The organism is Serratia sp. CC22-02, assembly GCF_900182895.1.
In the GTDB taxonomy this organism is placed as follows: domain Bacteria; phylum Pseudomonadota; class Gammaproteobacteria; order Enterobacterales; family Enterobacteriaceae; genus Serratia; species Serratia nevei.
In genome coordinates this window covers 99,822-123,830 of record NZ_FXUD01000002.1, presented here as the reverse complement: position 1 = coordinate 123,830, position 24,009 = coordinate 99,822, and the positions used below count along the sequence as shown (strand labels likewise).

Genomic DNA, 24,009 nt, shown 5'->3' with positions numbered 1-24,009 from the left:
TATTCCCTGCCGCGTGGCGGAAATAACGCCAGGCGATAGCTCGCCGCGGCAGTTCCATTATTTGGAACTGCCGGCGTCATAACGTGATTATTTTCTTATTTACCCTATCTATTTATCACCAATAAAATACGGTGAAATATAATTAATGAGTTCCCTGGTGTCGGCGCTCGTTAATTATGATGCAACACGATAGCTCAGGCGCGTTATTTGATCTGCTGCCAATAATCATCGCCATATTTTTCCGCCAGTTGGCGGCTGACTGCGATTAATTCAGCCAGGACTTCCGGTACAAACGGCTGCTCCTCGCCCTGCGAGGGGAAGGACAGGCACAGCCCCACCGTCTCGCTGCCGTGCTTGTTCACCAGCGCGGTCGCCAGCGAACTGATGCTGTTCAGGGTTTCATTGCGCGCCAGCGACCATCCCTCACGCCTCACCTGCTGCAACTTCTGCAACAGCGCATCCAACGTTTGCGGCGCATTGGGCGAAGTCGCCCGGTAACCGCCGGCGTAACGCGCCCGAACCTGCTCGTCGCTTTCACGCGCCAATATCGCCCGGCCGACCGAGGTTTCCGCCGCCGGTGAACGGTAACCCGCCGGAGTCACCACCTGCAAAAAGTGGCGGCCGGGGAACATGCGCATCACCATGATTTCCTGCCCTTCCAATATCGAAAGGTAGCCGGTACAGGCAGTCTGGCGGCACAGCTGCGCCATACTGGCCGCCAGGCTGTCCACCAGCGGCATCGACAGGTAGTGGCTGGATGCCGCCAGCAACAGCGCGCCGATGCGGTAACGCCGGCTATCGGGATCGCGCTCCAGCATGCCCTGATTTTCCATGGTCTGCAGCAGGCGCGATACCGTGCTTTTCGGCAACGCCAGTTGGCCCACCACGTCGCTGAATGCAATGCCCGGCTGGCCATGCATCACGCGTTGTTGAGAAAAGAGTTTTAATACCGCAGCGGCATTTTCCAGCGTTGTCATGATCCGCCTTGTTCCACTATATGGAACTCAGTTCCTGTTTTATAATTAAAAACTAGAACCCGAACTCCTCAGCGTCAAGCTGTTTATTTTTTGTCAGCCGCGAAATAAAAGGCATTCGTGCTTTTTAAATGAAAATATCGCGCAGAACGCCAACTTATCCGCGCCAAATAAAATAACGATACGCTTCGAAAATAATGAATGGCAGGACAAGCTGCTGAAAAATGAGTTTATCAGGAGGAGATATTGTCGCGGCTCAAAAACCCGCGCCGCGCAAACTGAAATCGATCGGCAACGTCAATTCCACCGTGCCGTTGACGTAAGCATCCGCCGGCGGCGTAGGCAACGGCGAAGCGCGCTTGACCAGCGCCTGGATTTCGCGATCCAGCGACGGCAGCCCGGCGCTGCTGACCAGCGTCACCGCCAGCACATGGCCCTGCCTGTCCAACGTGAAACGCACCTGCCCGACGCCCTGGCGCTTCAGCCGCAATGCGTCTTTGGGGTAACGCTTAAAGCGATTAAGGCGGCTGTTGATGCGGCTGCGCCAGCTATCCTCCCCCGCCTGCGCATAGGGCGTCAGGCGGGTTTGCGGCGCGGCCGTTTTATCCGCCCGGCCCGGCGGCGGCGCGCCGGCGCTTTGCTCCTGAACCTTCGGCGGCGCGATCGTTTTCTCCTGCGGCGGCGTGCGTGGCGGGAGGGTTTTCTTCACCGGCTTGGGCGGTTTTTTCTGCTTCGGCGCTACGGCGATGTTCGGCCGTACGGCTTCAGGCACCTTCACCGTCGGCAAGGGTTCCGGCGGCGCAGGCGGTTCAACCTGAGGCGGCGGCGTCCTTTCTCCCGGCGGTTGTTTTACCTCGGCCGGGGCCTGCGGTGCGGCGGCCATCACCACCATGACCGCCGGCGGCGGCACCCACGGCGGCGCGGCCTTGTCTCGCCAGGGCCAGAGCAGCGCCGCGGCCAGCAGGTGCAGCGCCAGCACCAGCACCAGGCAACGGCGCCAGGGCATAGCGGCGCCGGGCGCGGCGAAAGGCAGTGGAGAAACCGACATGCTCACTCTTCCGTCAGCGCCAGATGAAGGCGATCGGTCAGCGGTTTGAACAGGTAGTTCATCATCGAACGCTCACCGGTGCGGATGAAGCCTTCGACTGGCATCCCCGGGCGGATCTCCAACCCGTTCAAGCGCTGCAGGCCCGCTTCGCTGACCTTGGCGCGCACGCTGTAATAGGGCGCACCGCTTTTCTCGTCGGTCAGGCGATCGGCCCCGACCAGCGTCACTTCGCCCTCAACGCGCGGCGTGGTGCTTTGGTTAAACGCCGAGAACAACAGCTCGACCGGCAAACCCACCTGCACCTTGTCGATCAGCTCGACCGGGATACGCGCCTCTACCTGCAGCCCCCGATCGCTGGGCACGATCTCCATCAGCTGCTGACCGGCGCCGATCACGCCGCCTTCGGTGAACACGCTCAGCCCCACCACGGTGCCCGCCACCGGCGCTTTCACCTGCGTATGGCCCAGATCGGCCTCCGCCTTGGCCAGGCGGTTATCCAGTTCGTCCAGCTTCATCCGCACCTCGGCCAGCTGGCTGCTGACCTCTTTCTGATACTCTTCCCGCCGCTGGATCGCCCGCAGCTTCAGCTCCAGGATCTGGCGCCCCAGGCGGCCGATATTGCCCGTGTCCTCGGACGCCTGGCCGTCGATCTGCGCATACTGCCCTTCCAGATCCAGCAGCCGGTTGCGCGCCACATACCCCTGCGCCGCCAGCTTGCGCATGCCGCCCAGCTGCTCCTGCAACATGGCCTTTTGCCGCTGTTTGCTGGCGTAAGACTGCCGGATCCCCTCCAGCATCGCCTGCGATCCGGCGATGCTCTCCGCGATCGCCGCCAGCTCGCTCTGCAACGCCGCACGGCGGCTGGTGAACAGCTGCTGTTGCAACAGCATCAACGACATCACCTCCGGCTCCTCCCGCCGCGCTTGCAACAACGCGGGGAAAACGATCGCCTGCAGGCCGTCGCGCTCGGCCTGCAGCCGCGCCCGCTGCGCGGCGTTGCTCAACTGCTGGCTGCGCAGCGCATCGCGCTGGGTGCGGCTGTCGACGGTATCCATCAGCAACAGCACCTGCCCGGCGCGGACCCGATCCCCCTCATGCACCTGAATTTGCGACACCACGCCGCCGCTCGGGTGCTGTACCGCCTTGCGGTTACCGGCCACCACCACGCTGCCGGAAACCGGCACGCCCTTATCCAACGGCGCCAACAGCCCCCACAGCAGGAAGCCGCCAAATCCCAGTAGCACCAGCCAACTGCCGAGCCGCAGATGACGCCCTTCGTCGAACTGTCGGGAAAGGGCGTCGATATCGCCGGGGATCACACTCTGATTGCTCATACTTTTCGTTCACCGCTGGCCGTTTTGGCAAAGTTGGCGTAGTTGACGTTGAAGCCGCCGCTGCTGCGGCCGGCATTGGCCGGTACGGCAGCGGGTGCAAAACCAGGCAGTTTCTTCAGGATGGCGTCGCTGGGGCCGAAGTGCTGCACCTGGCCGGCGGCCAGCACCAGCAGTTTGTCGGTCGTCGCCAGGATCGCCGGTTTGTGGGTCACCAACACGATGGTGGTGCCGCGCGCCTTCAGCGCTTCGATCGCCCGTTGCAGCGCCTCTTCCCCTTCACGATCGAGGTTGGCATTCGGTTCATCCAGCACCACCAACGCCGGAGAGCCATACAGCGCGCGCGCCAGCGCCACCCGCTGACGCTGGCCGCCGGACAGGCCGCTGCCGCCCTCGCCCAGCTCGGTTTCATACCCTTTGGGCAAATGCAGGATCAATTGGTGCACGCCGGCCAGCGCGGCGGCGGCCACCACCTTCTCGGCGTCAACCTGGCCAAAGCGGGCGATGTTTTCCGTCAGCGTACCGGCGAACAGCTGGATATCCTGCGGCAGATAGCCGATATGCGGCCCCAGCTGCTGTTTGTCCCACTGCAGGAGATCCGCGCCGTCCAGCCGCACGTCGCCGCTGAGCGGCGTCAGCGCGCCGACCAGTTGGCGCATCAGCAGCGTTTTGCCGGAGCCGGATGCGCCAATGACGCCCAGCACCTCGCCGGCCTCCAGACGAAAACTGACGCCGTGCAACACCGGTACGCTCCCCCCGGGCGCAGCGGCGGTCAGCTGATTCACGGCCAATGCGCCGCTGGGCGCCGGCAGCGGCAGGCTCGCCGCCTGCGGCGGGTTGGCGGCCAGCATCACCTCCAGCCGCTGTAGGGACTGGCGCGCCGACGACCACTGCTTCCAGGCGCCGATCAGCTGATCGATCGGCCCCAGCACCCTGCCAATCAGGATCGATCCGGCGATCATCATGCCCGGCGTAATGTCGCCGTTGACCGCCAGCAGCGCGCCGCAGCCCAACATCAGCGACTGCAGCGCCAGCCGCACGGTTTTCGACCAGGCGGTGACGGCGGCGATTTTCTCGCTGGCGCGGTTCTGCAACAGCAGGAACTGCTGATGCTGCCGTAGCCAGCGCAGGCGTAAATCGGTCAGCATCCCCATGGCGGCGATGGCCTCCGCATTGCGCAGGTTGCCGTTGGCCTGCTGCGTGGCGCTCAGCGCGACCCGGCCGGCCTCCGCGAGCGGCGCCTGCGACACCCGCTGGTTGAGCCAGGCCAGCAGCACCAGCACGATCACTCCGGCGCTGGCCAACGCGCCAAGCCAGGGGTGGAGCAGAAAAACCACCAGCAGATAAACCGGGAACCAGGGGGCATCGAAAAAGGCGAACAGCGCATTGCCGGTGGCGAACTGGCGCAGGTTGGTCAGATCGTTCAGCGCCTGCCCCGCCAGCGGGTTGCCGGTTTTCAGATTGGTTTCGAAGGCGGCGTCGTAGACCCGCTGATTCAGGCGCATATCCATCTGGGCGCCGAGGCGGATCACCACCTGACTGCGCACCCACTCCAGCAGCCCCATAAACAGGTAAAGGCCGACCACCATCAGGGTCAGCATCGCCAGCGTCATGCGGTTGCCCGACGGCAACACGCGATCGTAGACCTGCAACATGTACAGCGCCGGGGCCAGCATCAGCAGGTTGATCACCGCGGTAAACAGCGCGATGCCCCAAAATCCGCGCCGGTATGCGGCCAGCACGTTCATCACTTCTCCGCGCCTGACGGCGTTTTTCATGGCGTTTTCCATCGGCTAAAAACGAGAAAATGCCCGCCGGGGCGCGCGGCACCGGCGGGCAAACGGCCGCGATCAGGCCGCCAGCAGTTCCGGGCTGTCGGCATGCTGCACGCCCACCGCCGTCGCTGCCGCCACCTGATCGAAGGTGGAATTGACGCTCAGGCCGTAGTCGTCGAGGATGCCGTTGAGCGCGGTTTCCAGCGCGCCGGTATCGCCGGACATCAGGCCGTACACCACCTGATGCACCACGCCATCGTGGCCCTGCGCCTGCAGGCTGCTGAGGTTCAGACCGCCGAAGCTGACGTCAGGCACCTGGATGTTGTACGGCGTGGAGCCGCCGCCGTTCAGGCCGTCGCCGAACGACAGCGAATCCAGCTGGCCGTACAGGGTGTGCGCCGGGGCATTGAACAAGGTGTAGGTCAGGTTGCCGCCCGCCACGAACGAGGTAACGTTGTTGGCGGTGCTGGTCACGGCGTATTGGCTGCCGGACAGGCTGCCGCCATAGAAGCCGCCGCTGTTGGAGTCGGTGACGTTACCGTTGGTGTGGTTGATATCGCCAAATGACGACGCCCACTCGTTCAGATAGTTATGGATGCTGTAGCTGCCGAAGCTGCTGTCATAGTTGACTGAAAATGCCATTTCTCTATCTCCATTGATGAATGGCGCCCCTTGCGAGGCCGCCCTTGTGCTCAAGAATGAGCAACGCCCTTTTACTGCTTAAAAACGGTATTCCACCCCGCCCTGCACGGTGCGGCCACGCCCCAGCGTGTTGGCCAGCGTCTCGCCGTAGCTGACGACGTAGGCGCGGTTGGTCAGGTTCTCCACCGAGCCGCGCAGCGTCAGGCTGTCGGTCAGCTTGTAGCTGGCGTACAGATCGAACAGGGTATACTTCGGCCAGTCGGCCAGGTACGGGTAGTTGGACGGCACCGAGCTGTCCTGATAGCCCGGCGCGAAGCGCACGGTCACCCCGGCGTCCAGCTTGCGATCGAAAGCGCGGCCGCCCAGCGTGACCGAGCCGCGATCGCCCGGCAGATAGGCTGCAGTGCCGAACTGCGAGCCGCCGTCGCACGTGACGGCATCATTGGACGCGGCATCCGGTTCAACATAGAAGTTGCCGCGGCGCGAACCGTCGCCGTAGCGCAGACGCCCTCCCAGCCAGGCTTTGTTCGAGCAGAACTCGTTTTTGCCGATCATGTGGGTATAGGTCAGGTCGGCGTAGAACACCCCGGCGTCATAGTTGAGCTGGTACTCCAGCCCGCGGAAGCGGGTTTTCGACAGGTTGTTGACGTAAGCGGCATTGCCGATGCTCGGCTGCACCAGCCCCGGTTTATTGCGGTCTATCGCCAGGTTGATGTAGTTGTCCACTTTGGTGTCGAAGTAGGCCACCTTGGCCACCAGCCGATCGCCCTCAAACCACAGATCCGGCTGCTGCACGTTGAACCCGACCTCCCAGGCGCGCGAGCGCTCGGCCTGCAGGAACGGGTTGGGGTATTGCGTGGAGGTGCTGTGCGCGCTGCCGTTGGTCAGCGTTTCGGTGATCGCCGGCGGCCGCCAGGATTTGCCGTAGGTGGAATACAGCTCCAGCCACTCCACGCCGGGGCGCACCGCCACCGCCAGCGTCGGCGACAGTTTGCCCTGATCGCGGTCAACCGCCCAATCCTCGCGGGTGGTGGTTGAACAGCCGGTCAGACGCAGCGCTTTGCAAGGATTATCAATCGTGTAGCGTTGCCCATCCTTAGCCAAATCCGGATAGCTCAGGCCGGTCTGGCCGCGCAGGCGATAGCGGTCGTAACGCAGCCCGCCCTCCAGCGTCAGCCAGCCGTCGTAGTCGTAGGTCAGGTTGGCGAACAGGCTGGCTACCGAACGGTTGCCGGCCGGCGTCACCCCTTCCATGCCCTGACGGGAAGAGTCGCTGGTCGCTTTGTCGTAATAGAACTCCAGCCCGTAGTTGGCGCGGAAGTCATGCCCCGGCGCCAGGCTGAAGCGCGAGGTGTTTTGCGCCTGCGCGCCATAGGTACGCAGACGAGTGCGCGTCACGTAGCCGTTGTCCAGCAGCGAGCTGGTGCTGTAGGTGTCGCTGTCGTCCTGAGTATCGACGTAATACAGCTTGGCCTGAAAATCGAGCCAGTTGACGCCTTCCGGCGCCAGGCTGTAGTCGAATGCCGCATTGCGCGCCATCACGTCGCTGTAACCGGTGCGCTTCCAGCCCAGTTCATAGGGTGGGCGGGTGCCCAGGTTGGTCAAGGTGCCGGCGATCGGCGACGCGGTCTGGGTCTGCAGATAGCTCAGCTGCAGGCGCTGATTGGCGGGCAGGTTCCAGCCCACCTTGGCCAGCCGCGAGTGCATGCGGTAATTTGTGTCGGGGATTTTGTTGTTCTTGATGCTCTCGGCGTAGCGATCGTAATTGCCAGTGTCGTTATTGATGCGAATGTTGCCGATGTCGCCCTTGTTGCCGGGCCAATAGTCGCCGAGGTGGCGTTCGCTGGCGGCCAGCAGGATATCGCCGGTTTCGTTGCCCAATGCCAGTATGCCGCTGCCGATGAAGTGGGTGCCGTTATCGCCGGTGCTGGCGTGCAGCTTGCCGCCCAGCTCTTTGCCCGGCGCCAGGAAATCGCTCGCGCTGACGGTATTGAAGGTGGCTATGCCGCCGAGCGTGCCGGCGCTGCCCATGCCGCCGGAGGTGCCCTTGTCGATGGTCACGCCGGACAGCAGCTCGGAATCGATGTACATGGTGCCGTTACGCTGGCCGTGGCCGCTCTTTTGAAAATTCTGCCGCATGCCGTCGATGTTCATGTTCACCCGGCCATAGTCTTGTATGCCGCGGATGTTGACCGACAGCGCCGGATCTTGCTGGCTGACGCTGGAATAAGCCCCCGTCGTCTGCTCCAGAATATCGGCCGCGTGCCGCGCCGGGCGGTTATCCATCTGTTCGCGGCTGATGACGCTGACCGAGCGCGGTTCGTCGTAAACCCAATCGTTGGCGTTGATGCCGCCGGCGCCCAGCACCGTCAGGCTGTCCAGCGCCAGCGCGCCGCCGTCGCCGTTTGCCGCTGGCAACCGGCTCAATACGATCTGCCCCTGCGGCTGCAGGCGGAAAGCCACCGGATTGTCGCCAATCAAGCGCCGCAGGCCCTGTTCAACGCTCATGCTGCCGTTCAGCGCCGCCGCCTGCATGCCGTCGAGCTTCACCTCGTCGAAAAATACCTGCATATCGGCCTGCTCGGCGAAGCGCAACATGGCGCTCTGCAGCGGCTGCGCCGCAATGTTGAAATGCTTTTGCTGTGCGGCCTGCGCGCTGCTCGCGTCAGCCTGGGCGGCGAGCGCCACCGCCGGCTGAGTCAGCATCATCGCCGCCAGCGCGGCGCGTACCGCCGTGGCCAATCGGCCGGCCGGCGTGGTTCCCTTGTGAATAAACATGCGTGTGTGTTCCACCCGAAAGAATGCCAAAACAAGTGATAATGGAAATCAATCTCGTTTAAACATAAGGACGTTCCGGGAGGCAAAAACCCGTAAAGATTTTTTACAGAAAGTGAAAATAGCGGCGAAACGGGCATCCCGGCCCGCCTTTGCCGCTCAGTACAGCAGCGTGATGCCGGGGAGATTCAGCTGACGGGCGGAGAGTTCCTGACGAATGGCGCCGACGCCGTCGTCGAGTTTATTGAGCGCGAACACGCCGCTCACCGTGCGCGCTCTTAGCGCGGGGTTGACCGCCACGATGCGGGTTTCGCGATAGCGATTGAGCTGCGCGAGCGCCTGCGCCAGCGGTTGGCGGTCGATCACCAGCCAGCCGCGCCGCCAGGCGTCATCACCGGCCGCTTGCCGCGTCAGCCACAGCAGGCCGCTGCGGTAATGCGCCGCCTGACGTTGCGCGACCACCAGCGAGCGCTCGCCGCGCTCGAGCGTCACCCGCACACTGTGCTGATGCACGCTGACATCCACGCCCTGCTCGGTGCGCGCTACGCTGAACTCGGTGCCCAGCGCCTGCGTGACGCCATTTTCCGCCTCCACCCTGAACGGGCGACGTTCCGCCCCGCCCAGCGGCGCGACGATAAAATAGGCGGTGCCGCGCAGCAATCGCACCTTGCGCTCGTCTGCAGAATACGCCAGCGCGATCGCGCTGCCGCTGTCCAGCGCCACCCGGCTGCCGTCCGGCAACGCAACTTCGCGCACCTCGCCACGAACGGTTTGATAATCCGCCTGCATGCCTATCCACAGATCCGGCCCGCGATAAACGCCGAAGGAAACGGCGATCGCCACCGCCGCCGCCACCGCCCAGCGTGGCCATCGATGGCGAGAGGGCGTTTTCAGCGCCGCCACCTGCGGCTGTAAGGCCTGCCGCTGCTCTGGCGGCAGCTGCCCCAGCGTCGCCCAAAGCTGGCGCGCCTGACGCAGCGCCGCCGGATGCTGCGGATCATCGGCCAGCCAGGCGTCCAGCGCTTGCCGCCGTTCGGCGGGCAGCGCCCCTTCGGCCAGGCGTACGGCCCAGGCGGCCGCCTGCTGTCGCGCCTGCGCGGTTAGCGGTTTCATGATGACGTAGACCCCTGTTTTTTCTGGTTATAGGTTAAGACGTCTGAGGGCGGATAAACCCGTAAAAAAATTGCCATTATTGTTCTTCCATACGCGCCATCAGCCGCTCGAGCGCGCTGGCCAGGTGTTTTTCCACCGTGCTGAGCGACACGCCCAGCTGCGCCGCCACCTGCGCCTGGGTCAGGCCATCGAGCCGGTTAAGGCGGAAAATCTGCTGCGTGCGCGACGGCATGCCCGCCAACGCCTGTTGCAACAGCTGCAGCAGTTGGCTATCGATCGCCAGTTGTTCAAGCGCCGGTTCGCCGGAGGGATACTGCGCCAGAATGTCGTCTTCTACCGCTTCGGTCTGCCGCCGCTGCTGCTGGCGCAGATGGTCGAGCATCAGGTTTTTGGCGGTTTTATACAGGTAGGCCTCAATATCGAGAATGTTACCCTGCGGGTATTGCTCGGTAAGGCGGGTAAAACTTTCCTGCGCCAAATCCGCGGCCAGCTGAGGGTCGCGCAGTTTGGCGTTCAAATAAGTTTGCAGCGGCCGCATGTGGCGCAGAAACAGCGCCTGCAACTCGGAATTGGACATCTCTTTTCCCAGAAGTGAAACACCCAATAGGGGCGATAAAAATCACATAAATGATTATCATTATCAATATTGTTCTGGGAAATATGTGCTAAGGCGGGGATAAACAGGAAACCGGCCTGACGCCGGTTTCCGCTGGGCTGCAGGTCAGAGCTCTAACGCCTCGTCCTCATAGCGATGCTTGGCGTCGAGCGCTTCCTGCTCGGTTTCATGTTCACTGAGCAGCGTATTCGGCTCAATGTCGTCGGTGCGCACTTCAAAACGGCGCAGATGCAGGCTCGGGTCGCCCCGAAACACCTCTACGACGCGGGCGCTCCGTGGATAAGCAGGTTGATCATTTTCGCGCATGCCGTTCTCCCGTGTGTTTCACACAGTAGCAAGTATAGCAGCCGCCCTCATTCCGACACGCGCGAGCCAAGATCGCGATCGCCGGGGGAGCCCGCCAACAGCTCGGTCAGTTCGTCACAGGCGCAAATGCGGCCCTCACGCACGGTGAAGTGCGCCAGCACCCGCACGCGGCTGCAGGAACCATCGCGCTTTTCCAGCTCGACCAGATGGTGGGTCAGCACCGCCTCGCCCTGCTCCGCCGCCGCGATCACGCTCAGCGTCATGCGGCGGGTTTGCCGCTTCAGCAGCGCCATGTGTTGCTCAAACTGCTCGAAGTTCAGCGCCTTGCCATCCACCTGCTGGCGGTAGCCCGCGCTGAAGCGGGCGGCGATCTGCGCCGGGCGATGTTCCGGGCTGGCGACGACCTGCTGCAGCGTATCGAGTACCAGATCCAGTGGGGTAAGTTGAGTCATCACGTTTCTCCGAAATAGGGTGAACGACGATCCTATCCCGGTCCGGCGATGGCATAATAACCACATCAAGACTTTCAATAACGTTAAACGGCCAACATGACGCAGATCCACAGCCAACGCCTTCAGCATGAAAAAAAACACCTGACGCCCTGGCACCGGCACGAAGGCGGCCAGATCTATCTCTTGACGCGCGGCATGCTGGCCATGGAACTCCCGGGCCGGCAATGGGCGATCGCCGGCGGTACGCTGGGCTGGCTGCCGCCGGGATGCGCCCATCAGGCGCTGGCCTGCGGCGACGTGGCGGGCTGGAGTCTGTATCTGCCGGTGGAAAGCGTGCCGAAGATGCCGCCGCTGCCGCAGCTGTTCACGGCCTCTGCGCTGTTGCAGGCCCTGGTAGAGCGCATCGCGCAGTTCCCCGCCGGCCCGCTGAGTGCGCCGCAACGGCGGCTGCTGCAGGTGCTGCTGGACGAAATGCACGCGGCAAGCCGCGCCCCTTTGCAATTGCCGCTGCCGCAGGACGCCCGGTTGCTGAACATCGCCCGGGCGCTGCTGAACGATCCCGCCAGCCTGCGCAGCCAGTGCGACTGGGCCACCTGGGCCGGGCTCAGCCCGCGCACCCTGAGCCGCCGTTTTCTGCAGGAAACCGGCATCAGCTTCGCGCTGTGGCGCCAGCAGGCGCGGGTATTGCGTTCACTGGAGGGATTATCACGCGGCGAAGCGGTCAGCGAGGTGGCCGACGCCTGTGGCTATGACAACGTCAGCGCCTATATCGCCGCCTTTCGCCGCCGCTTCGGCGTCACGCCCGGGGCGTACTTTGCGCCGGCTCGGCAAACGGAATAAGAAAACGGGCGCCCAGCGCCCGAAGAGAAGAAAGGGTTACTTCACCGTCTCACGCGGCAGCACCGCGAGAATTTGTTCCACCACCCGCTGCGGATCGGCGGCGCCGTCTATCACGTAATGCGCGGCGTCCCGATACAGCGCTTCGCGCGCCGCCAGCACCTCGAGCATCTCCTCGGCGATCGGCCTGCCGGTGAGCGTCGGGCGCTGCGCATCTTCCGGGTACTCTTCCAACCGCCGCGCCAACACGCTGGCCGGCGCGCGCAGGTAGATAACGGTGCCATGCTGACGCATAAACTGACGGTTCTCCTCCGCCAGGATCGCCCCGCCGCCGGTGGCAACTATAGTTGACGGCTTGGTCACGGTTTGCAACGCGATGGTCTCGCGGCGGCGGAACCCCAGCCAGCCCTCGCGCTCGACCATTTCCGCCACGCTCATCTGCGCCGCCTGCTGCATAAACAGATCGGTATCGACGAACTGATAGCCCAACGCCAACGCCAATGCGCTGCCTACCGTGGTCTTGCCGGCTCCGCGAGCGCCTATCATGAACAGGGTTTGTGTCATTACGGGTTGTCCCTTATGCGGTGACTTGAGTGCATTGCATACCAAAATACCGAGCGGGTGCGATGGCGTGGTGGTGGCATCATACCCTGCCCGCTCTGTATTTCAATATTTACGATAGTGTAAATTCCATGGCACAGCGACTGCCTGCGGCAAAGCCGTGCGCCAGATCCTCATCCAGATGCCGCCGCAGAGCAGCCGTGAGCCGCGCGTCGTCGAGCGGCCGGAATCCCAGCCGCCGGTAGTAAGGCGCATTCCACGGTACCTCGATGAAGGTGGTGAGCGTCAGGCGGCCAGCGCCCTGCCGTTTGGCCTCTTCCGCCACCGCGCCGATCAGCCGACGGCCGACGCCCTGCCGCTGCCAGGTGCCGGCGACCGACAATTCGGCGATGTGCCAATCTTCCCCCTGAGCCTGCACGGCGATAAAACCGGCGCACTCGCCGCTGTCGCTTTCCGCCAGCCATTCACGGCGCTCGGCGATAAACGCGGCGTGCTGGTGCGGGGCCATCACCTCGCCTTCGGCGATAAAGCGCCATTCCGGCTGCTGGCGAAACAGCTGCGCCGCCGAACGTTCAACCGCCATCAAATGCACGATATCCCGTTGCTGCGCCAAACGAATCTGCAGGCTCATGGGTTCTCCTTAACGTTGGGGCGGTTATTTAAGCAAATTTCACCGCCCGTAGCTTAGAAATCGATACTGCCGCGCAGCACCACCTCACGCGGTTCCCCCACCGCCACGCGCAAATTGCCGCCGCTGGACGGGTAGTAGGTTTTATCGAACAGGTTCTTCACGTTCAGCTGCCATTTCACCCGATAGCCGTTGATCGGCATGGTGTAAGCGGCGAACGCATCGGCAACGGTGTAATTATCCAGGGAGAAACTGTTGGCAGCGTCACCCGGGCGGCGTCCTACGTAGCGCGCACCGGCGCCAATGCGCACCTCATCGCCGCTGTAGAAACCCGGGCTGCCCAGGTTCTGGGTCAGGAACAGCGAGGCGGTGTGGCGCGCCACGTTGGTCATCTCTTTCCCCTTGTTGTCCGGATCGTCCACCACCCGCGCGTCGGTATACGCATAGGAGCCGATCAGGCTCAGCGAATCGGTGAGGTTACCGGCTACGTCCAGCTCCACGCCCTGCGAACGTACGCGCCCGGCGGTGCGCGTCACGGTTTCGCCCTCCACCAGCTCATTGACCATCACGTTGCGCTTGGTGATGTCGAACAGCGCCAGCGTGCCGGTGACGCCGTTCGGCAACGCCAGCTTGCCGCCGACTTCCCACGACTTGCCCTGCTCCGGCGGCAGCGAACCAATTTGGGTGGCGATGGAAGAGTTCGGCTTGAACGACTCGGTATAGCTGCTGTACAGCGACACATAAGGCGTCAGCTTGTACACCACCCCGGCGCGCGGCACCAGCTTGCTGTCCGAGCTGTCGGTATTGGCCTGGAACGGCCGCCCCTTGCCGGCATAGACGTCGAAAGCGTCGTAACGCAGGCCGCCCATCACCAGCCATTTATCGGTTAGCTGGATGGAATCCTGCATAAACCAACCGTAGCTGGTGAGGTTTTCCCGCTGGTCGCTGTCTTTGGCGCTGACCGCCGTCGACGGCGGCATCAGGCCGTATACCGGATGATAGATATTGAAATCGCTGTTCTTTTTGCCGCGGATCATGTCGCCGCGGAAGGTACGGTTATCTTCAAAATCGAAGCCGAACAGCATCTGGTGGTTGATGCTGCCCCAGTCCACGTCGCCATTGAGCGTCAGCTGTACCGCGTTGGCGTGGCTGACGGCGTTGGCGGTCGAGTCGGCCTGGCGGCTCAACACGCCGGTCACCGGGTTCAGCGCCGTGGCGCGCGCCTGGTTGTCGCTGTAGCTGTTGCGGCTGTAGGCGTAGGTCAGTGAGCTTTTCCAGCGCTCGTTGAGCGTCTGATCGATCTGCAGGGTAATGCTGTCCTGATCGCCGCGGGTGGCATTATAGGCTTCGTCGAAACGGCGATCGCGCGGCGTATTCACCGGTTTGCCGGTGCGCGAATCGATAATGGTGCCGCGATCGAACGGCACCAGATATTCCATATGTTCATAGGCCAAGCGCACGGTGGTGTTCTCGCCGTACCACATCAACGACGGCGCGATCACCGTCTGGCGATTGCGGCCAAAGTTGCGCCAGTAATCGGTTTCATCGTGATCGACGATCATGCGATAGGCAAACCCCGACGTGCCGAGCGGCCCGGTAACGTCGAGCTGGCCGCCGCCGCCGTTGAAGCTGCTGCCCCAGCCTTCCACGTGGGTATGCTGCTGCAGCTGGGGCTTTTTGGTGATCATGTTGATCATCCCGCCCGGCTCGCCCATGCCGTACAGCATCGAGGCCGGCCCCTTGAGCACCTCCACCCGCTCGGTGGTCGGCGTAAAGTTGCGCGCCTGTACCGAGCGCACGCCGTCGCGCAGAATGGAGCCGTCGCGGTTGTCGCCGAAGCCGCGTTTCATGACCGCGTCCTGGGTGCCGCCCAGCGTGTTGGCCTGGGTAATGCCGCTGACGTTGTACAGCGCTTCGTCCAGGCTGCTGACCGCCTGATCGGTAATCACCTGCTGCGGCACCACGTCGATCGCCTGCGGCACGTTCAGCAGGTTGGTTTCGCTGCGGGTGCCGGTGACGCTGGTCAACGGCTGATAGCTCTGCACGCCGTCGGCGTCTTTGCGGCCGACCACAACCAGGCTCTCTTCCTGCGGCGCGGCTTTCTCCGCCGCCCACGTCGGCGATGTCGCGCAGGCCGCCAAAGGCAATGCGCACCACCAGCCGCGCTTGTTGTTATTCATTATCTAACTGACTCCAATAGGTCCCTGAAAAAGGTAACGGCAAAAACTGCTGATACAGCTGTTGGAAGGTCTGCTGCGGGTTAATGTCGGCGAACAGATCCGGGTAAAACGCTTTGGCGAACATCTCGACCAGCACCACGTGGTACGGGCTGAGGTAAAAGTTGTGCCAGACGCTCCAGGCGCGGTGATGCTTCACCGCCTGCAGGCTGGCCAGCATCGGCTGTGTGGCGATCAGCCGGCGGAAGCTGTCGGCGGCGTCCTGTTGGCTGACTTGCGGCCCGAGGCGCAGATCGGAAAGCCGCTTGCCCTGCGGCCCGGCCATGCCGGTCGCGAGGTAAACGTCGGGGTTGGCGCTCAGAATGGTTTCCGGGTTCAGCTCGCCATACACCCCTTTGACGCTGGCGTTGGCGATGTTGTCGCCGCCGGCGAAGCTCAGCAGATCGCCAAGGTTGCCATGCGCGGCGGTGGTGCAGCAGGTGTCGCGCCGCCCCAGATGCAGGTGCAGCATCACTTTGGGCTTCGGCCCCTGATAGCCCGCCAGCCGCTGCTGAATCACAGCCATATGCTGCTGATAAAACGCGATAAACTGCTCGGCGCGCTGCTGGCGATTGAGCACTTCGCCCAGCAGCCGTACGCTCGGCACGGTGTTGTTCAGCAGATCGATGCGCAGATCGACGTAGATCACCGCCACGCCGGCCTTGTTCAGCGCGGAAACCAGCAGATCGTTGTCGCCGTCTTCACGCGCGTAGCGCGCCAGGATCACCAGATCCGGCTTCAGCTGCAGCAGGCTTTCAATATTGACCTGGCGGAAATTATTGCCGCTGATAATGGGGATCGCGGCGATCTGCGGGAACTTCTGCGTATAGAGCTGCCAGCTTTGCGCATCGAACCGCGCCAGATCCGCCGGCCAGCCGACGATGCGCTGCGCCGGGTTGCCCGGCTCCAGCAGCGCCAGCGTATACAGCATGCGGCTTTCCCCCACCACGATGCGCTGCGGGTTGTCCGGCACCACGACCTGGCGGCCGGTGATATCGGTCACCGTCTTCGCCTGAGCGGAGAACACGCCGAAGCACAGGGAAAGCAGCAGTAAAATGAGGGAATTGCGCATGATTAAGCCGGCACGGGGAAATAGTGTGCGCATGATAATCACTCTCATTAGCACTTGCAATCCTGCACGGCGATTGCCAAAAGAAATCCGGGAAATGGCGCCGGGCGCACGGCGAAACACCGTGAAACCGCTAAAAGAGCGGCTTTAAAAAGTTAAAAAAATGGCGGGGAAATCGGTTAAATAGAGCGGAAACCACCAAAATAGGGAGACATCCATGGATCAACGCATTATTCCGCTGTCGGAGTGCCCGCAGTTTGCCGATGTGTGCGCCGCCTGGGCCTTCGGCCAGTGGGGTTCACAACGCGGCGGCACGCTGGAGCGCACCCAGCTGCGCTTCGCCCAATGCAGCCGGCCAAGCGACGATCACCTGACGCTGATGATGATCGACGGCGATCGCCCGGTGGGCATGGCCAGCCTGTGGCCCAGCGACGATCATCAGCGCCAGGATCTCACCCCGTGGCTGGCCGGCGTCTTCGTGCATCCCGATCACCGCCGCAAGGGCATTGCCCACCGCCTGGAGATGGCGATCGTCGAAGCGGCGCGGCAGCGCCATCATTCGATTTTGCATCTCATCACCGACAAATCGGAAGCGCTGTACGCCGGCTGGGGTTGGCAACCTCTGGAGCGCCGGCGGCAGTATGACGAAGACGTGGTGGTGATGGTGAAAACGCTGTAGTTAACGCGGCGTACAGACATACACCAGCGCCGGCGGGAAATTGCGCACCACCCGCAGGCGCTTCCAGTGAAAATAGCGGGACAGCAATTTTTCCGACAGGTGGCTGTATTGGAACAGCACCAGCGTGCCGTTGCGCGCCAGCAGCCGCTGCCGGGCCTGCTGAAGGATGCGCACGCTGATCCTGACCGGGATCGACAGCAGCGGCAGGCAGGAAAACACCACGTCATAATCCGTGGCCATTTGGGTCGCCGAATGGGCCATCACCTGCAGCCGCCGATCGTCTATCCCCCGCAGCCGATGCACGAAATGCGGTTGGATCTCGAAAGCCTCCAGCGCCGCATCGGCGCGCATCCGCCCCAGAATGCGTTTGGTCAATACGCCGTCCGCCGCCCCCAGCTCCGCGATCGACAGCGCCCGGGTCCATTCAACCTGGTTCAGCATCGCCTGGCACAGCCACGGGGAAGAAGGCGCCAGCGTACCGACGGTGCGCGGTGAAGCCATAAATTGCTGCAGGTAAGCGAAGTGATTCATCAGTTGCAGCCGGGTCGCATTTAACATTGAGGCCTCCTTGGGTTAAGTCCTCAATGTGAGCCGAATTTCTTAAGTATTCATTAACATGATTCCGAAAGCGGCGGACACAGTTGTAATAAAATGCAACCTCAGCCGCAGCGGAAAAATGAAAAACGGTCGTAATAATGACCTGAAAATAAGCCGCCCACGCGCGCCCTATCAGATAATTATTACGACCGTTTATTTTATTGGCCACGTTGCCGTGGCCAGAGGGTAAAAAACCAACGCTTAGCGATAAATTTCCGCATTGCCGCGCCAGTTGCTGGAATCCCCGGGGGTGTCCAGACCGATAATGCGGTAATGGCCGGCGCCGTCCGCCGCGGCTTTTTCTTTCAGGGCGTGAATGGCGTCATGCGGTGAGCCGCTAATGCCGGAAACCGACACCACGCCGAGGCTTTGCAGATTGGCGGCCTGTTCGCTGTTGACCTGTTTCACCGACGACAGCGGCGCGGCGAAAGTGGAGAAGGAAGCGGCGGCGATCAATACTGCTGCGATGCTTGGGATAAGTTTCATGATTGACTCCAGGTGTTCTTGTTTATTAGCTCGTTGTCAGTGATGTTAATTATCCGCTAGCCAATGAAAACGGACGTCATGCAACGTAAAGAACATCAATCATTGTGAGGAGAATAAGGAGGAAGTGAGAGCGAGTGTGTATTTTAAGGCGGAAATGACTTTATAGGGTTCACCTTACCCTTATTTGATGAACAATTAAAGACGGGGAGAAAGAAAGAACGCGCGCCGCCGCTATTTAAGATTTTTTACCCGCCGGGGCGCGCTGAGCTACGCTGATTTTGTGGCTTACCCTTTTAAGGAAGAACGCTTATGTCGCAAAACCTGCTGCGCGTGCGTGACGGTCAGGGCGCTTCAGTCTCGTTTTCCGAGCTGCTGTTCGATCTGATCTACGTTTTCGCCGTGACCCAACTTTCCCACTATCTGTTGCATCACCTGACGCTGACTGGCGCGCTGGAAACCCTGTTGCTGTGGTTCGCCGTCTGGCTGGCCTGGCAATACACCGCCTGGGTCACCAACTGGTTCAATCCGGATACCCGTCAGATCCGCCTGCTGCTGTTCGCTATCATGCTGCTGGGGCTGTTCGCCGCCGCCGCGCTGCCGCAGGCGTTTGGCGAGCGCGGCCTGATCTTCGCGCTGTTCTATGTCGCCATTCAGGTCGGGCGCTCCGTCACGGTGCTGCGCCTGCTGGCGCCCGGTCATCCGTTAAAACGAAACTTTCACCGCATTCTCGGCTGGCTGTGCATCTCTGCCGTCTTCTGGATCGCCGGTGGGCTGGCGGAAGGCAACGCCCGCCTGGCGCTGTGGGCGGTCGCGGTCTTGTGCGAATACGTCTCGCCGATGTTCGGCTTCCGGCTGCCGGTGCTGGGGCGCTCGGACAGCAGCAGCGAATGGACCATCGAGGGTCACCATCTGGCGGAGCGCTGCCAGCTGTTCGTTATCGTGGCGCTGGGGGAAACCATTCTGATCACCGGCGCCACCCTGAGCGAGATGGAAAGCTGGAACCTGCCGGTGCTCATCGCCTCGCTGGTGGCCTTTCTCGGCAGCCTGGCGATGTGGTGGGTCTACTTCGACACCAGCAGCAAAGCCGGCAGCCACGCCATCAGCCAAGCGGAAAACCCCGGCCAGCTGGGCGCTTACTTCCATTACGTGCACGTCGCGCTGGTGGGGGCGATCATCGTCTGCGCCGTGGCCAACGAGCTGGTGATCGCCCATCCCGACGGCCACATCCAAAACGCCACGGCGGCGGTGTTGCTGCTCGGGCCGGCGCTCTACCTGTTCGCCAACGCGCTGTATAAACGGCTGGTATATCATCGCTTCCCGCTGTCGCACCTGGTGGGGCTACTGGCGCTGGCGGTATTGGCCCCCGTCGCCTATTTAACCGATCTGCTGATGGTCAATGGCCTGACGACGCTGATCATGGTGGTGGTGGCGGTGTGGGAGAGCATCTCGCGCGGCAGAGCGCCGCAGCGGCACGCGGAAGCCTGAAGCAAACGGGGGCGTCACCGCCTCCGCTGTGAGATTGATGACAAACCTCATGCCATTGCCGGGTTTGCAGAGAGCAGCGGATAAAAAATAAGGAAAATCAATTTATTGATTTTCGGCTGATGGCCACAAAGGAGGAAAAACCACGTTTTTTCCTCCTTTGTCAACGGTCTGACGGGGGCGCTATCGCCCCCGCTGTCTCACTTCAAGGGATGCGGCAAGGTGAGCACCCAGAGCTCGCTCAGCGACTCCGGCTGCTCCAGCGGGCGCAATTCGATACGGGCGTCGGTCTTGTCGCCGTCGAGGCTCAGCCGCCCTTCTTTCTCCAGCTGATAATCGCCGATTTTCTTGCTTTTTGGCGATGCGTCCACCAGCTTGGCCTGCAGGCCGAAATCGTTGTCATTAATCACCGCCAGCGTGCGATCGTCGATCAGCGCCAACCCTTCCGCTTTCTCCTGGCGCCAGCCCAACTGGCGCAGATCCGCCACTTCCTGTTTCTGCGCCAGCTTCACGCCGCGTTTGGCGAGATCTTTCGCATCGTCGAACTCCAGCGCTTTCCCCTGGCCGTCAAACGCGCTCAGATCGCTGGCCTGCGCGAGATCCACCAGATAGATCTTGTTGATCATCGTCTTATCTTTACCGGTTCCTTGTTCAATCAACAGGATGCGCTGGTTGTCCAACGCCACCACATCGCCAATCTTGGCGTCTTTGGCTTTTTTATAGCTGTCGATATCGATGGGATAGCCGTACATGGCGGTTTTGCCACTGCGCGGATCGAAACTCACCAACCGGGTAAACTGCGCCTTGTTTTTGCTTTTGCCATCGACATCCAGCGTACTCTGTACCGCCGCCAGAATGCGCCCATCCGGCATCCGGGTCAGCCCCTCAAAACCGCGGTTGGGCTGGCGCCACTTCAGGATGTTCGGCAAACCGCCCGCCACCGCCTGCTCGCCGGCCTGCGGCGTTGGGCCGTATTTGGCGAGAATTTTACCGTTGCCGTCGACATGGATCAGAAACGGACCGTACTCATCGCACAGCCAATAGCCGCCGTTGCCGTCACCGATGATGCCTTCGGTATCCAACCCGCGGCGATCGCCGGGCAGCGGCTGCAACGCGTCGTTCAACGCCACTTCGTTCGTGGAACCAATCAGCTCGCTCGGCAGCGGCAGCCCGCTAATCGGCCCTTTTTCGTCATGCAAGGGCCGTGCATTCTCGGCCACGGCCTTGCCGCCACCGATACGAATGTCCATCAACAGAGGCACGAATTGCGGGTTGGCGAAAATTTTGGCTTCTTGCTTGCCCACCGCCGGGGCATCGGCATTCGGGCCGCGATCGGTCAGCGTCGTCAGCACCAAATCGTCGCCCTGCTTGCGATTGAACGTCAGCCCGGAGCCGATCCCCACCGGCAGCCCCTGCGGGAAATTCTTGGCGAACGCCCCCTGATAGGCGACGCGTTCCCCGCCGGGGAAGCCGACCACATAACGCGCTACCTCAATATCTGCAGCGTAGGTGAATACAGGAAACAGTGAAGCCAACAGCAGGGAGAGCGATTTTATTTTCATGGTTTTTACCCGAGGTTGAACGAAGCGTTATCAGGCAGAAGAAGATATTAATTTAGCATGACACTGAGATGACAACAGGCGTTTCGTCAAATGTGCAATAGGCAACAAGGTTGACTGGCAAATAGAAATTAGCAATTAACCTGGGGATATTGAATGGAGAAAACCGCTGGAAAAAAGCGCCTGAAAATAACCCGTTATTTCGCTTAGGGTAAATTCTTATATCAAAGATAAAAAAATCGGCAAACGCGCGCCGGCACGGCGAAAAACGGCGTTTTTCTCATAGACAAAATAAAATACCGGGGATTTAATACCGCCGTTATTCAAGGTGCATTAAGAAAATTCTATAGAATATCTGCATGAACTGAAAAAGCTGTTCTATAGTTTTTAGTGCTAACACCCGTTAGTCTATTCCGCAGGATGGAATCTATGTCAAAGCGACTTTTTGCCGAATTTTTTGGCACATTTTGGTTGGTGTTTGGTGGTTGTGGTAGCGCAGTATTAGCAGCGGCATTCCCACAGCTGGGTATTGGTTTCCTCGGCGTCGCGCTCGCTTTCGGCCTGACCGTGGTGACGATGGCCTATGCCGTCGGCCATATTTCCGGCGGGCACTTTAACCCGGCAATCACCGTTGGCTTATTCGCCGGCGGCCGTTTCGCGGCGAAAGACGTGATTCCTTACGTTATCGCACAGGTGATCGGCGGTATCGCCGCAGCGGCGGTGCTGTATTTGATCGCCAGCGGCAAAGCCGGTTTCGACGCCACCGCAGGCGGTTTCGCCTCCAACGGTTACGGCGAACACTCTCCGGGCGGTTATTCTCTGCAATCAGCAATCGTGATTGAACTGGTGCTGACGGCCTTCTTCCTGATCGTTATTCATGGCGTGACCGACAAACGCGCGCCGGCAGGCTTTGCCCCGCTGGCGATCGGCCTGACGCTGACCCTGATCCACCTGATCAGCATCCCGGTGACCAACACCTCCGTCAACCCGGCGCGCAGCACCGGCGTAGCGATCTTCCAGGGCACCTGGGCGCTGCAGCAGCTGTGGGTCTTCTGGCTGGTGCCGCTGGTCGGCGGCATTATCGGCGGCCTGATCTACCGCTGCCTGCTGGAAGATAAAAAATAAGCGCATCGCAGCCGATAGCGTTTCACGGGGCAGCCTTCATCGGCTGCCCCGTTGCTTTCAGCCCTTCGTCACGTCAAACATCATGATATCGCTGGTAAAGGAGCCGTCCGGCTGAATGGCGAAGTGCGCCGCGACCTCCTGCGACACGCTTTGCTGCAGCGCACGGATCGCGGTAACGAAATGCGCCGGCGTGCGCATGCGCGCCACCCAGCTGCCGAACTCCAGCATCAACCGATCCGACGTTACCTCGCGCACCACCAACCCAGCCTCGGTCAATAACGCCAGCCACTCGCCCGGCGCATAGTTGCGCACGTGTGAGGTGTCGCGCAGCACTTCCACGGTTTGCAGGTAGATATCCAGCAGCGGATGCCCCGGCGAGACCACGTCCATGAAGATCGCTCTGCCGCCCGGCTTGAGTACCCGCTTGACCTCACGCAGCGCCTGGCCAACGTCGTGCCAGTGGTGCGCCGAATAGCGGCTGATGACCAGATCGAAGCTGGCGTCCTCAAACGGTAAAGACTCCGCCACGCCCTGCTGCAGCTGAATGTTACTCAAGCCTTTTTCCGCTGCCGCCTGCTCCACCACCGCCAACATTTGCGCCGACAGATCGTAGGCCACCACCTGCGCCACCCTGGCCGCCGCCGTGAAGCTGGCGTGCCCGGCGCCGCAGCCCAGATCGAGCAAACGCGCGCCGGCATGCGGTTCCAGTAACTGTGCAAGGCGTTGTAAATCCTTGCCCTGCGCGTGCACCGCGCTGGTTAAGTAAGCGTTGGCCTGCTCGCCGAACTGCCGGTCTACCGCGTTTTTATGGCTGTTGCTGATGCTCATGTTTGCTCCCGTTATTATCCGGCTTGCGCCTGTGCCTGAAGGCTTTCGGCTACTATAATCAGGCTACTATACGGGTACAATATGAGCAGTTATCCTGGTATAAATAGGTACCACGCTATGTCATCAGAAGCCTTATCCGGGCCAAAGGCCCTCGGCGCATTCCTGCGCGCGCACCGCGAGCGCATCACGCCGGAAATGCTCGGCCTGCCCAGCTCCTCGCGCCGCCGCACCAGCGGCCTACGGCGCGAAGAGCTGGCGCAAATCAGCGGCATCAGCGCCACCTGGTATACCTGGATCGAACAGGGGCGCGAGGTGTCCATTTCCCCCTATACGCTGGCACGCATCGCCAAGGCGCTGCGGCTGGGCCCCGCCGAACGCCACTACCTGTTTACCCTGGCGCGCGTCGCCGATCCCGAGCAGGAAACGCACCGCGAAACCGCCAACGACGCGGTGCTGCAAAGCGTGCACCAGATGACGGTGCCCTGCTACCTGCTGGACGTGACCTGGAACGTCGTCGCCTGGAACCCGCAGGCGGCGGCGCTGTTCAGCGGCTGGCTGGATGTGGCCAACAGCCCCAACCTGCTGCACTTCATGTTCTTCCACCCATTGGCGAAAACGCTGGTCAGTGATTGGGAAGAACGTGCCCGCCGCGTGGTGGCCGAGTTTCGCGCCGAGACCAGCCATCACCAAAACACCGAAGAGATGCGCGCCTTCGTGCGCAACATGACGCACAACAGCGCGGACTTTAATCACTGGTGGAAACAGCATGACGTGATGGCGCGCGAAGGCGGCGAGCGCGCGTTCGAGCACCCTCAGCAAGGTGCGCTGCGCTATCGCCAGCTCACCTTCCATCCGGCGGAGCACGGCGGTCTGAAGCTGGTAATGCTGATCCCGCTGCCGTAATTGGTAA

23 protein-coding genes are annotated in these 24,009 nt (G+C 61.7%); 5 read left to right on the top strand and 18 right to left on the bottom strand.

Annotated features, from left to right (window positions below; genetic code table 11):
* Positions 1–203: 203 nt before the first annotated feature.
* The 10 genes from QOL81_RS07375 to QOL81_RS07330 all read right to left on the bottom strand — a co-directional run bounded on the left by QOL81_RS07375 (position 204) and on the right by QOL81_RS07330 (position 11,032).
* Entirely contained in the window at positions 204–977 is a 774-nt protein-coding gene (locus QOL81_RS07375; protein ID WP_060423304.1) for an IclR family transcriptional regulator, read from the bottom strand.
* Positions 978–1,230: 253 nt separating this feature from the next.
* Positions 1,231–2,022 (bottom strand): energy transducer TonB, encoded by a 792-nt coding sequence (locus QOL81_RS07370; protein ID WP_197786002.1) that lies wholly within the window; start codon positions 2,020–2,022, stop codon positions 1,231–1,233.
* A gap of 2 nt (positions 2,023–2,024) precedes the next feature.
* A complete protein-coding gene (locus QOL81_RS07365; protein ID WP_060423298.1) occupies positions 2,025–3,356 on the bottom strand; it encodes an HlyD family type I secretion periplasmic adaptor subunit in 1,332 nt (443 codons plus the stop codon).
* On the bottom strand, positions 3,353–5,131 hold the full coding sequence (locus QOL81_RS07360; protein WP_283439761.1) for a type I secretion system permease/ATPase: 1,779 nt from the start codon (positions 5,129–5,131) through the stop codon (positions 3,353–3,355). The genes QOL81_RS07365 and QOL81_RS07360 overlap by 4 nt, the downstream gene beginning before the upstream one ends.
* Before the next feature lie 72 nt (positions 5,132–5,203).
* On the bottom strand, positions 5,204–5,770 hold the full coding sequence (locus QOL81_RS07355) for a heme acquisition protein HasA (protein ID WP_033642038.1): 567 nt from the start codon (positions 5,768–5,770) through the stop codon (positions 5,204–5,206).
* A gap of 78 nt (positions 5,771–5,848) precedes the next feature.
* Positions 5,849–8,548: a TonB-dependent receptor gene (locus tag QOL81_RS07350; protein WP_060423291.1), complete on the bottom strand. Its 2,700-nt coding sequence runs from the start codon at positions 8,546–8,548 to the stop codon at positions 5,849–5,851.
* A 156-nt stretch (positions 8,549–8,704) separates the two neighbouring features.
* Positions 8,705–9,658: a FecR family protein gene (locus QOL81_RS07345; protein ID WP_060423288.1), complete on the bottom strand. Its 954-nt coding sequence runs from the start codon at positions 9,656–9,658 to the stop codon at positions 8,705–8,707.
* 76 nt (positions 9,659–9,734) lie between these two features.
* Complete coding sequence (locus QOL81_RS07340; protein WP_060423284.1) at positions 9,735–10,235, bottom strand: RNA polymerase sigma factor; 501 nt, start codon at positions 10,233–10,235, stop codon at positions 9,735–9,737.
* A gap of 144 nt (positions 10,236–10,379) precedes the next feature.
* Positions 10,380–10,580: a YaiA family protein gene (locus QOL81_RS07335; RefSeq protein WP_046688340.1), complete on the bottom strand. Its 201-nt coding sequence runs from the start codon at positions 10,578–10,580 to the stop codon at positions 10,380–10,382.
* A gap of 47 nt (positions 10,581–10,627) precedes the next feature.
* Entirely contained in the window at positions 10,628–11,032 is a 405-nt protein-coding gene (locus tag QOL81_RS07330; RefSeq protein WP_197757394.1) for a nuclear transport factor 2 family protein, read from the bottom strand.
* Positions 11,033–11,128: 96 nt separating this feature from the next.
* On the opposite strand from QOL81_RS07330, the gene QOL81_RS07325 reads away from it, so the two are divergent.
* Positions 11,129–11,872, top strand: coding sequence for a helix-turn-helix domain-containing protein (locus QOL81_RS07325; protein WP_283439760.1), 744 nt, complete (start codon positions 11,129–11,131; stop codon positions 11,870–11,872).
* 36 nt (positions 11,873–11,908) lie between these two features.
* Here the strand turns inward: QOL81_RS07325 and aroL are convergent, their stop codons facing one another.
* From aroL to QOL81_RS07305, 4 genes are all read right to left on the bottom strand, one after another.
* Positions 11,909–12,433, bottom strand: a complete 525-nt coding sequence (gene aroL / locus QOL81_RS07320; RefSeq protein ID WP_283439759.1) for a shikimate kinase AroL — start codon at positions 12,431–12,433, stop codon at positions 11,909–11,911.
* A 109-nt stretch (positions 12,434–12,542) separates the two neighbouring features.
* Positions 12,543–13,061 (bottom strand): GNAT family N-acetyltransferase, encoded by a 519-nt coding sequence (locus QOL81_RS07315; protein WP_141958081.1) that lies wholly within the window; start codon positions 13,059–13,061, stop codon positions 12,543–12,545.
* A gap of 53 nt (positions 13,062–13,114) precedes the next feature.
* Positions 13,115–15,238, bottom strand: a complete 2,124-nt coding sequence (locus QOL81_RS07310) for a TonB-dependent siderophore receptor (protein WP_084826761.1) — start codon at positions 15,236–15,238, stop codon at positions 13,115–13,117.
* Positions 15,231–16,346: an ABC transporter substrate-binding protein gene (locus tag QOL81_RS07305; RefSeq protein WP_089185552.1), complete on the bottom strand. Its 1,116-nt coding sequence runs from the start codon at positions 16,344–16,346 to the stop codon at positions 15,231–15,233. The genes QOL81_RS07310 and QOL81_RS07305 overlap by 8 nt, the downstream gene beginning before the upstream one ends.
* 214 nt (positions 16,347–16,560) lie before the next feature.
* Here QOL81_RS07305 and QOL81_RS07300 point away from each other — a divergent pair, with 214 nt between their 5' ends.
* A complete protein-coding gene (locus QOL81_RS07300) occupies positions 16,561–17,022 on the top strand; it encodes a GNAT family N-acetyltransferase (RefSeq protein WP_060423260.1) in 462 nt (153 codons plus the stop codon).
* On the opposite strand, the gene QOL81_RS07295 is transcribed toward QOL81_RS07300, so the two are convergent.
* Positions 17,023–17,580 (bottom strand): class I SAM-dependent methyltransferase, encoded by a 558-nt coding sequence (locus QOL81_RS07295; RefSeq protein ID WP_060423257.1) that lies wholly within the window; start codon positions 17,578–17,580, stop codon positions 17,023–17,025.
* A gap of 240 nt (positions 17,581–17,820) precedes the next feature.
* A complete protein-coding gene (locus QOL81_RS07290; RefSeq protein ID WP_038873191.1) occupies positions 17,821–18,105 on the bottom strand; it encodes a YdgH/BhsA/McbA-like domain containing protein in 285 nt (94 codons plus the stop codon).
* A gap of 309 nt (positions 18,106–18,414) precedes the next feature.
* Between QOL81_RS07290 and QOL81_RS07285 the strand changes: the two genes are divergently transcribed.
* On the top strand, positions 18,415–19,590 hold the full coding sequence (locus tag QOL81_RS07285; protein WP_283439758.1) for a low temperature requirement protein A: 1,176 nt from the start codon (positions 18,415–18,417) through the stop codon (positions 19,588–19,590).
* A 197-nt stretch (positions 19,591–19,787) separates the two neighbouring features.
* On the opposite strand, the gene QOL81_RS07280 is transcribed toward QOL81_RS07285, so the two are convergent.
* The gene (locus tag QOL81_RS07280; protein WP_169318088.1) at positions 19,788–21,149 is read right to left on the bottom strand and encodes an esterase-like activity of phytase family protein; all 1,362 of its coding nucleotides are present in this window, start codon (positions 21,147–21,149) and stop codon (positions 19,788–19,790) included.
* 426 nt (positions 21,150–21,575) lie between these two features.
* Here QOL81_RS07280 and aqpZ point away from each other — a divergent pair, with 426 nt between their 5' ends.
* Positions 21,576–22,271, top strand: coding sequence for an aquaporin Z (aqpZ, locus tag QOL81_RS07275; protein WP_025301712.1), 696 nt, complete (start codon positions 21,576–21,578; stop codon positions 22,269–22,271).
* Positions 22,272–22,328: 57 nt separating this feature from the next.
* Here aqpZ and QOL81_RS07270 read toward each other — a convergent pair whose 3' ends face one another.
* The gene (locus tag QOL81_RS07270) at positions 22,329–23,099 is read right to left on the bottom strand and encodes a class I SAM-dependent methyltransferase (protein WP_087763262.1); all 771 of its coding nucleotides are present in this window, start codon (positions 23,097–23,099) and stop codon (positions 22,329–22,331) included.
* Positions 23,100–23,216: 117 nt separating this feature from the next.
* Between QOL81_RS07270 and QOL81_RS07265 the strand changes: the two genes are divergently transcribed.
* Entirely contained in the window at positions 23,217–24,002 is a 786-nt protein-coding gene (locus QOL81_RS07265; protein WP_038873182.1) for a helix-turn-helix transcriptional regulator, read from the top strand.
* Positions 24,003–24,009 lie beyond the last annotated feature (7 nt).

Coding starts and splice junctions, on each gene's coding strand:
- QOL81_RS07365 (WP_060423298.1), bottom strand. CDS start 3,356: ATGAGCAATCAGAGTGTGATCCCCGGCGATATCGACGCCCTTTCCCGA.
- QOL81_RS07270 (WP_087763262.1), bottom strand. CDS start 23,099: ATGAGCATCAGCAACAGCCATAAAAACGCGGTAGACCGGCAGTTCGGC.
- QOL81_RS07360 (WP_283439761.1), bottom strand. CDS start 5,131: ATGAAAAACGCCGTCAGGCGCGGAGAAGTGATGAACGTGCTGGCCGCA.
- QOL81_RS07370 (WP_197786002.1), bottom strand. CDS start 2,022: ATGTCGGTTTCTCCACTGCCTTTCGCCGCGCCCGGCGCCGCTATGCCC.
- QOL81_RS07310 (WP_084826761.1), bottom strand. CDS start 15,238: ATGAATAACAACAAGCGCGGCTGGTGGTGCGCATTGCCTTTGGCGGCC.
- QOL81_RS07325 (WP_283439760.1), top strand. CDS start 11,129: ATGACGCAGATCCACAGCCAACGCCTTCAGCATGAAAAAAAACACCTG.
- QOL81_RS07300 (WP_060423260.1), top strand. CDS start 16,561: ATGGATCAACGCATTATTCCGCTGTCGGAGTGCCCGCAGTTTGCCGAT.
- aroL (WP_283439759.1), bottom strand. CDS start 12,433: ATGACACAAACCCTGTTCATGATAGGCGCTCGCGGAGCCGGCAAGACC.
- QOL81_RS07375 (WP_060423304.1), bottom strand. CDS start 977: ATGACAACGCTGGAAAATGCCGCTGCGGTATTAAAACTCTTTTCTCAA.
- QOL81_RS07355 (WP_033642038.1), bottom strand. CDS start 5,770: ATGGCATTTTCAGTCAACTATGACAGCAGCTTCGGCAGCTACAGCATC.
- QOL81_RS07285 (WP_283439758.1), top strand. CDS start 18,415: ATGTCGCAAAACCTGCTGCGCGTGCGTGACGGTCAGGGCGCTTCAGTC.
- QOL81_RS07340 (WP_060423284.1), bottom strand. CDS start 10,235: ATGTCCAATTCCGAGTTGCAGGCGCTGTTTCTGCGCCACATGCGGCCG.
- QOL81_RS07315 (WP_141958081.1), bottom strand. CDS start 13,061: ATGAGCCTGCAGATTCGTTTGGCGCAGCAACGGGATATCGTGCATTTG.
- QOL81_RS07350 (WP_060423291.1), bottom strand. CDS start 8,548: ATGTTTATTCACAAGGGAACCACGCCGGCCGGCCGATTGGCCACGGCG.
- QOL81_RS07330 (WP_197757394.1), bottom strand. CDS start 11,032: ATGACTCAACTTACCCCACTGGATCTGGTACTCGATACGCTGCAGCAG.
- QOL81_RS07345 (WP_060423288.1), bottom strand. CDS start 9,658: ATGAAACCGCTAACCGCGCAGGCGCGACAGCAGGCGGCCGCCTGGGCC.
- QOL81_RS07305 (WP_089185552.1), bottom strand. CDS start 16,346: ATGCGCAATTCCCTCATTTTACTGCTGCTTTCCCTGTGCTTCGGCGTG.
- QOL81_RS07265 (WP_038873182.1), top strand. CDS start 23,217: ATGTCATCAGAAGCCTTATCCGGGCCAAAGGCCCTCGGCGCATTCCTG.
- QOL81_RS07335 (WP_046688340.1), bottom strand. CDS start 10,580: ATGCGCGAAAATGATCAACCTGCTTATCCACGGAGCGCCCGCGTCGTA.
- aqpZ (WP_025301712.1), top strand. CDS start 21,576: ATGTCAAAGCGACTTTTTGCCGAATTTTTTGGCACATTTTGGTTGGTG.
- QOL81_RS07295 (WP_060423257.1), bottom strand. CDS start 17,580: ATGTTAAATGCGACCCGGCTGCAACTGATGAATCACTTCGCTTACCTG.
- QOL81_RS07290 (WP_038873191.1), bottom strand. CDS start 18,105: ATGAAACTTATCCCAAGCATCGCAGCAGTATTGATCGCCGCCGCTTCC.
- QOL81_RS07280 (WP_169318088.1), bottom strand. CDS start 21,149: ATGAAAATAAAATCGCTCTCCCTGCTGTTGGCTTCACTGTTTCCTGTA.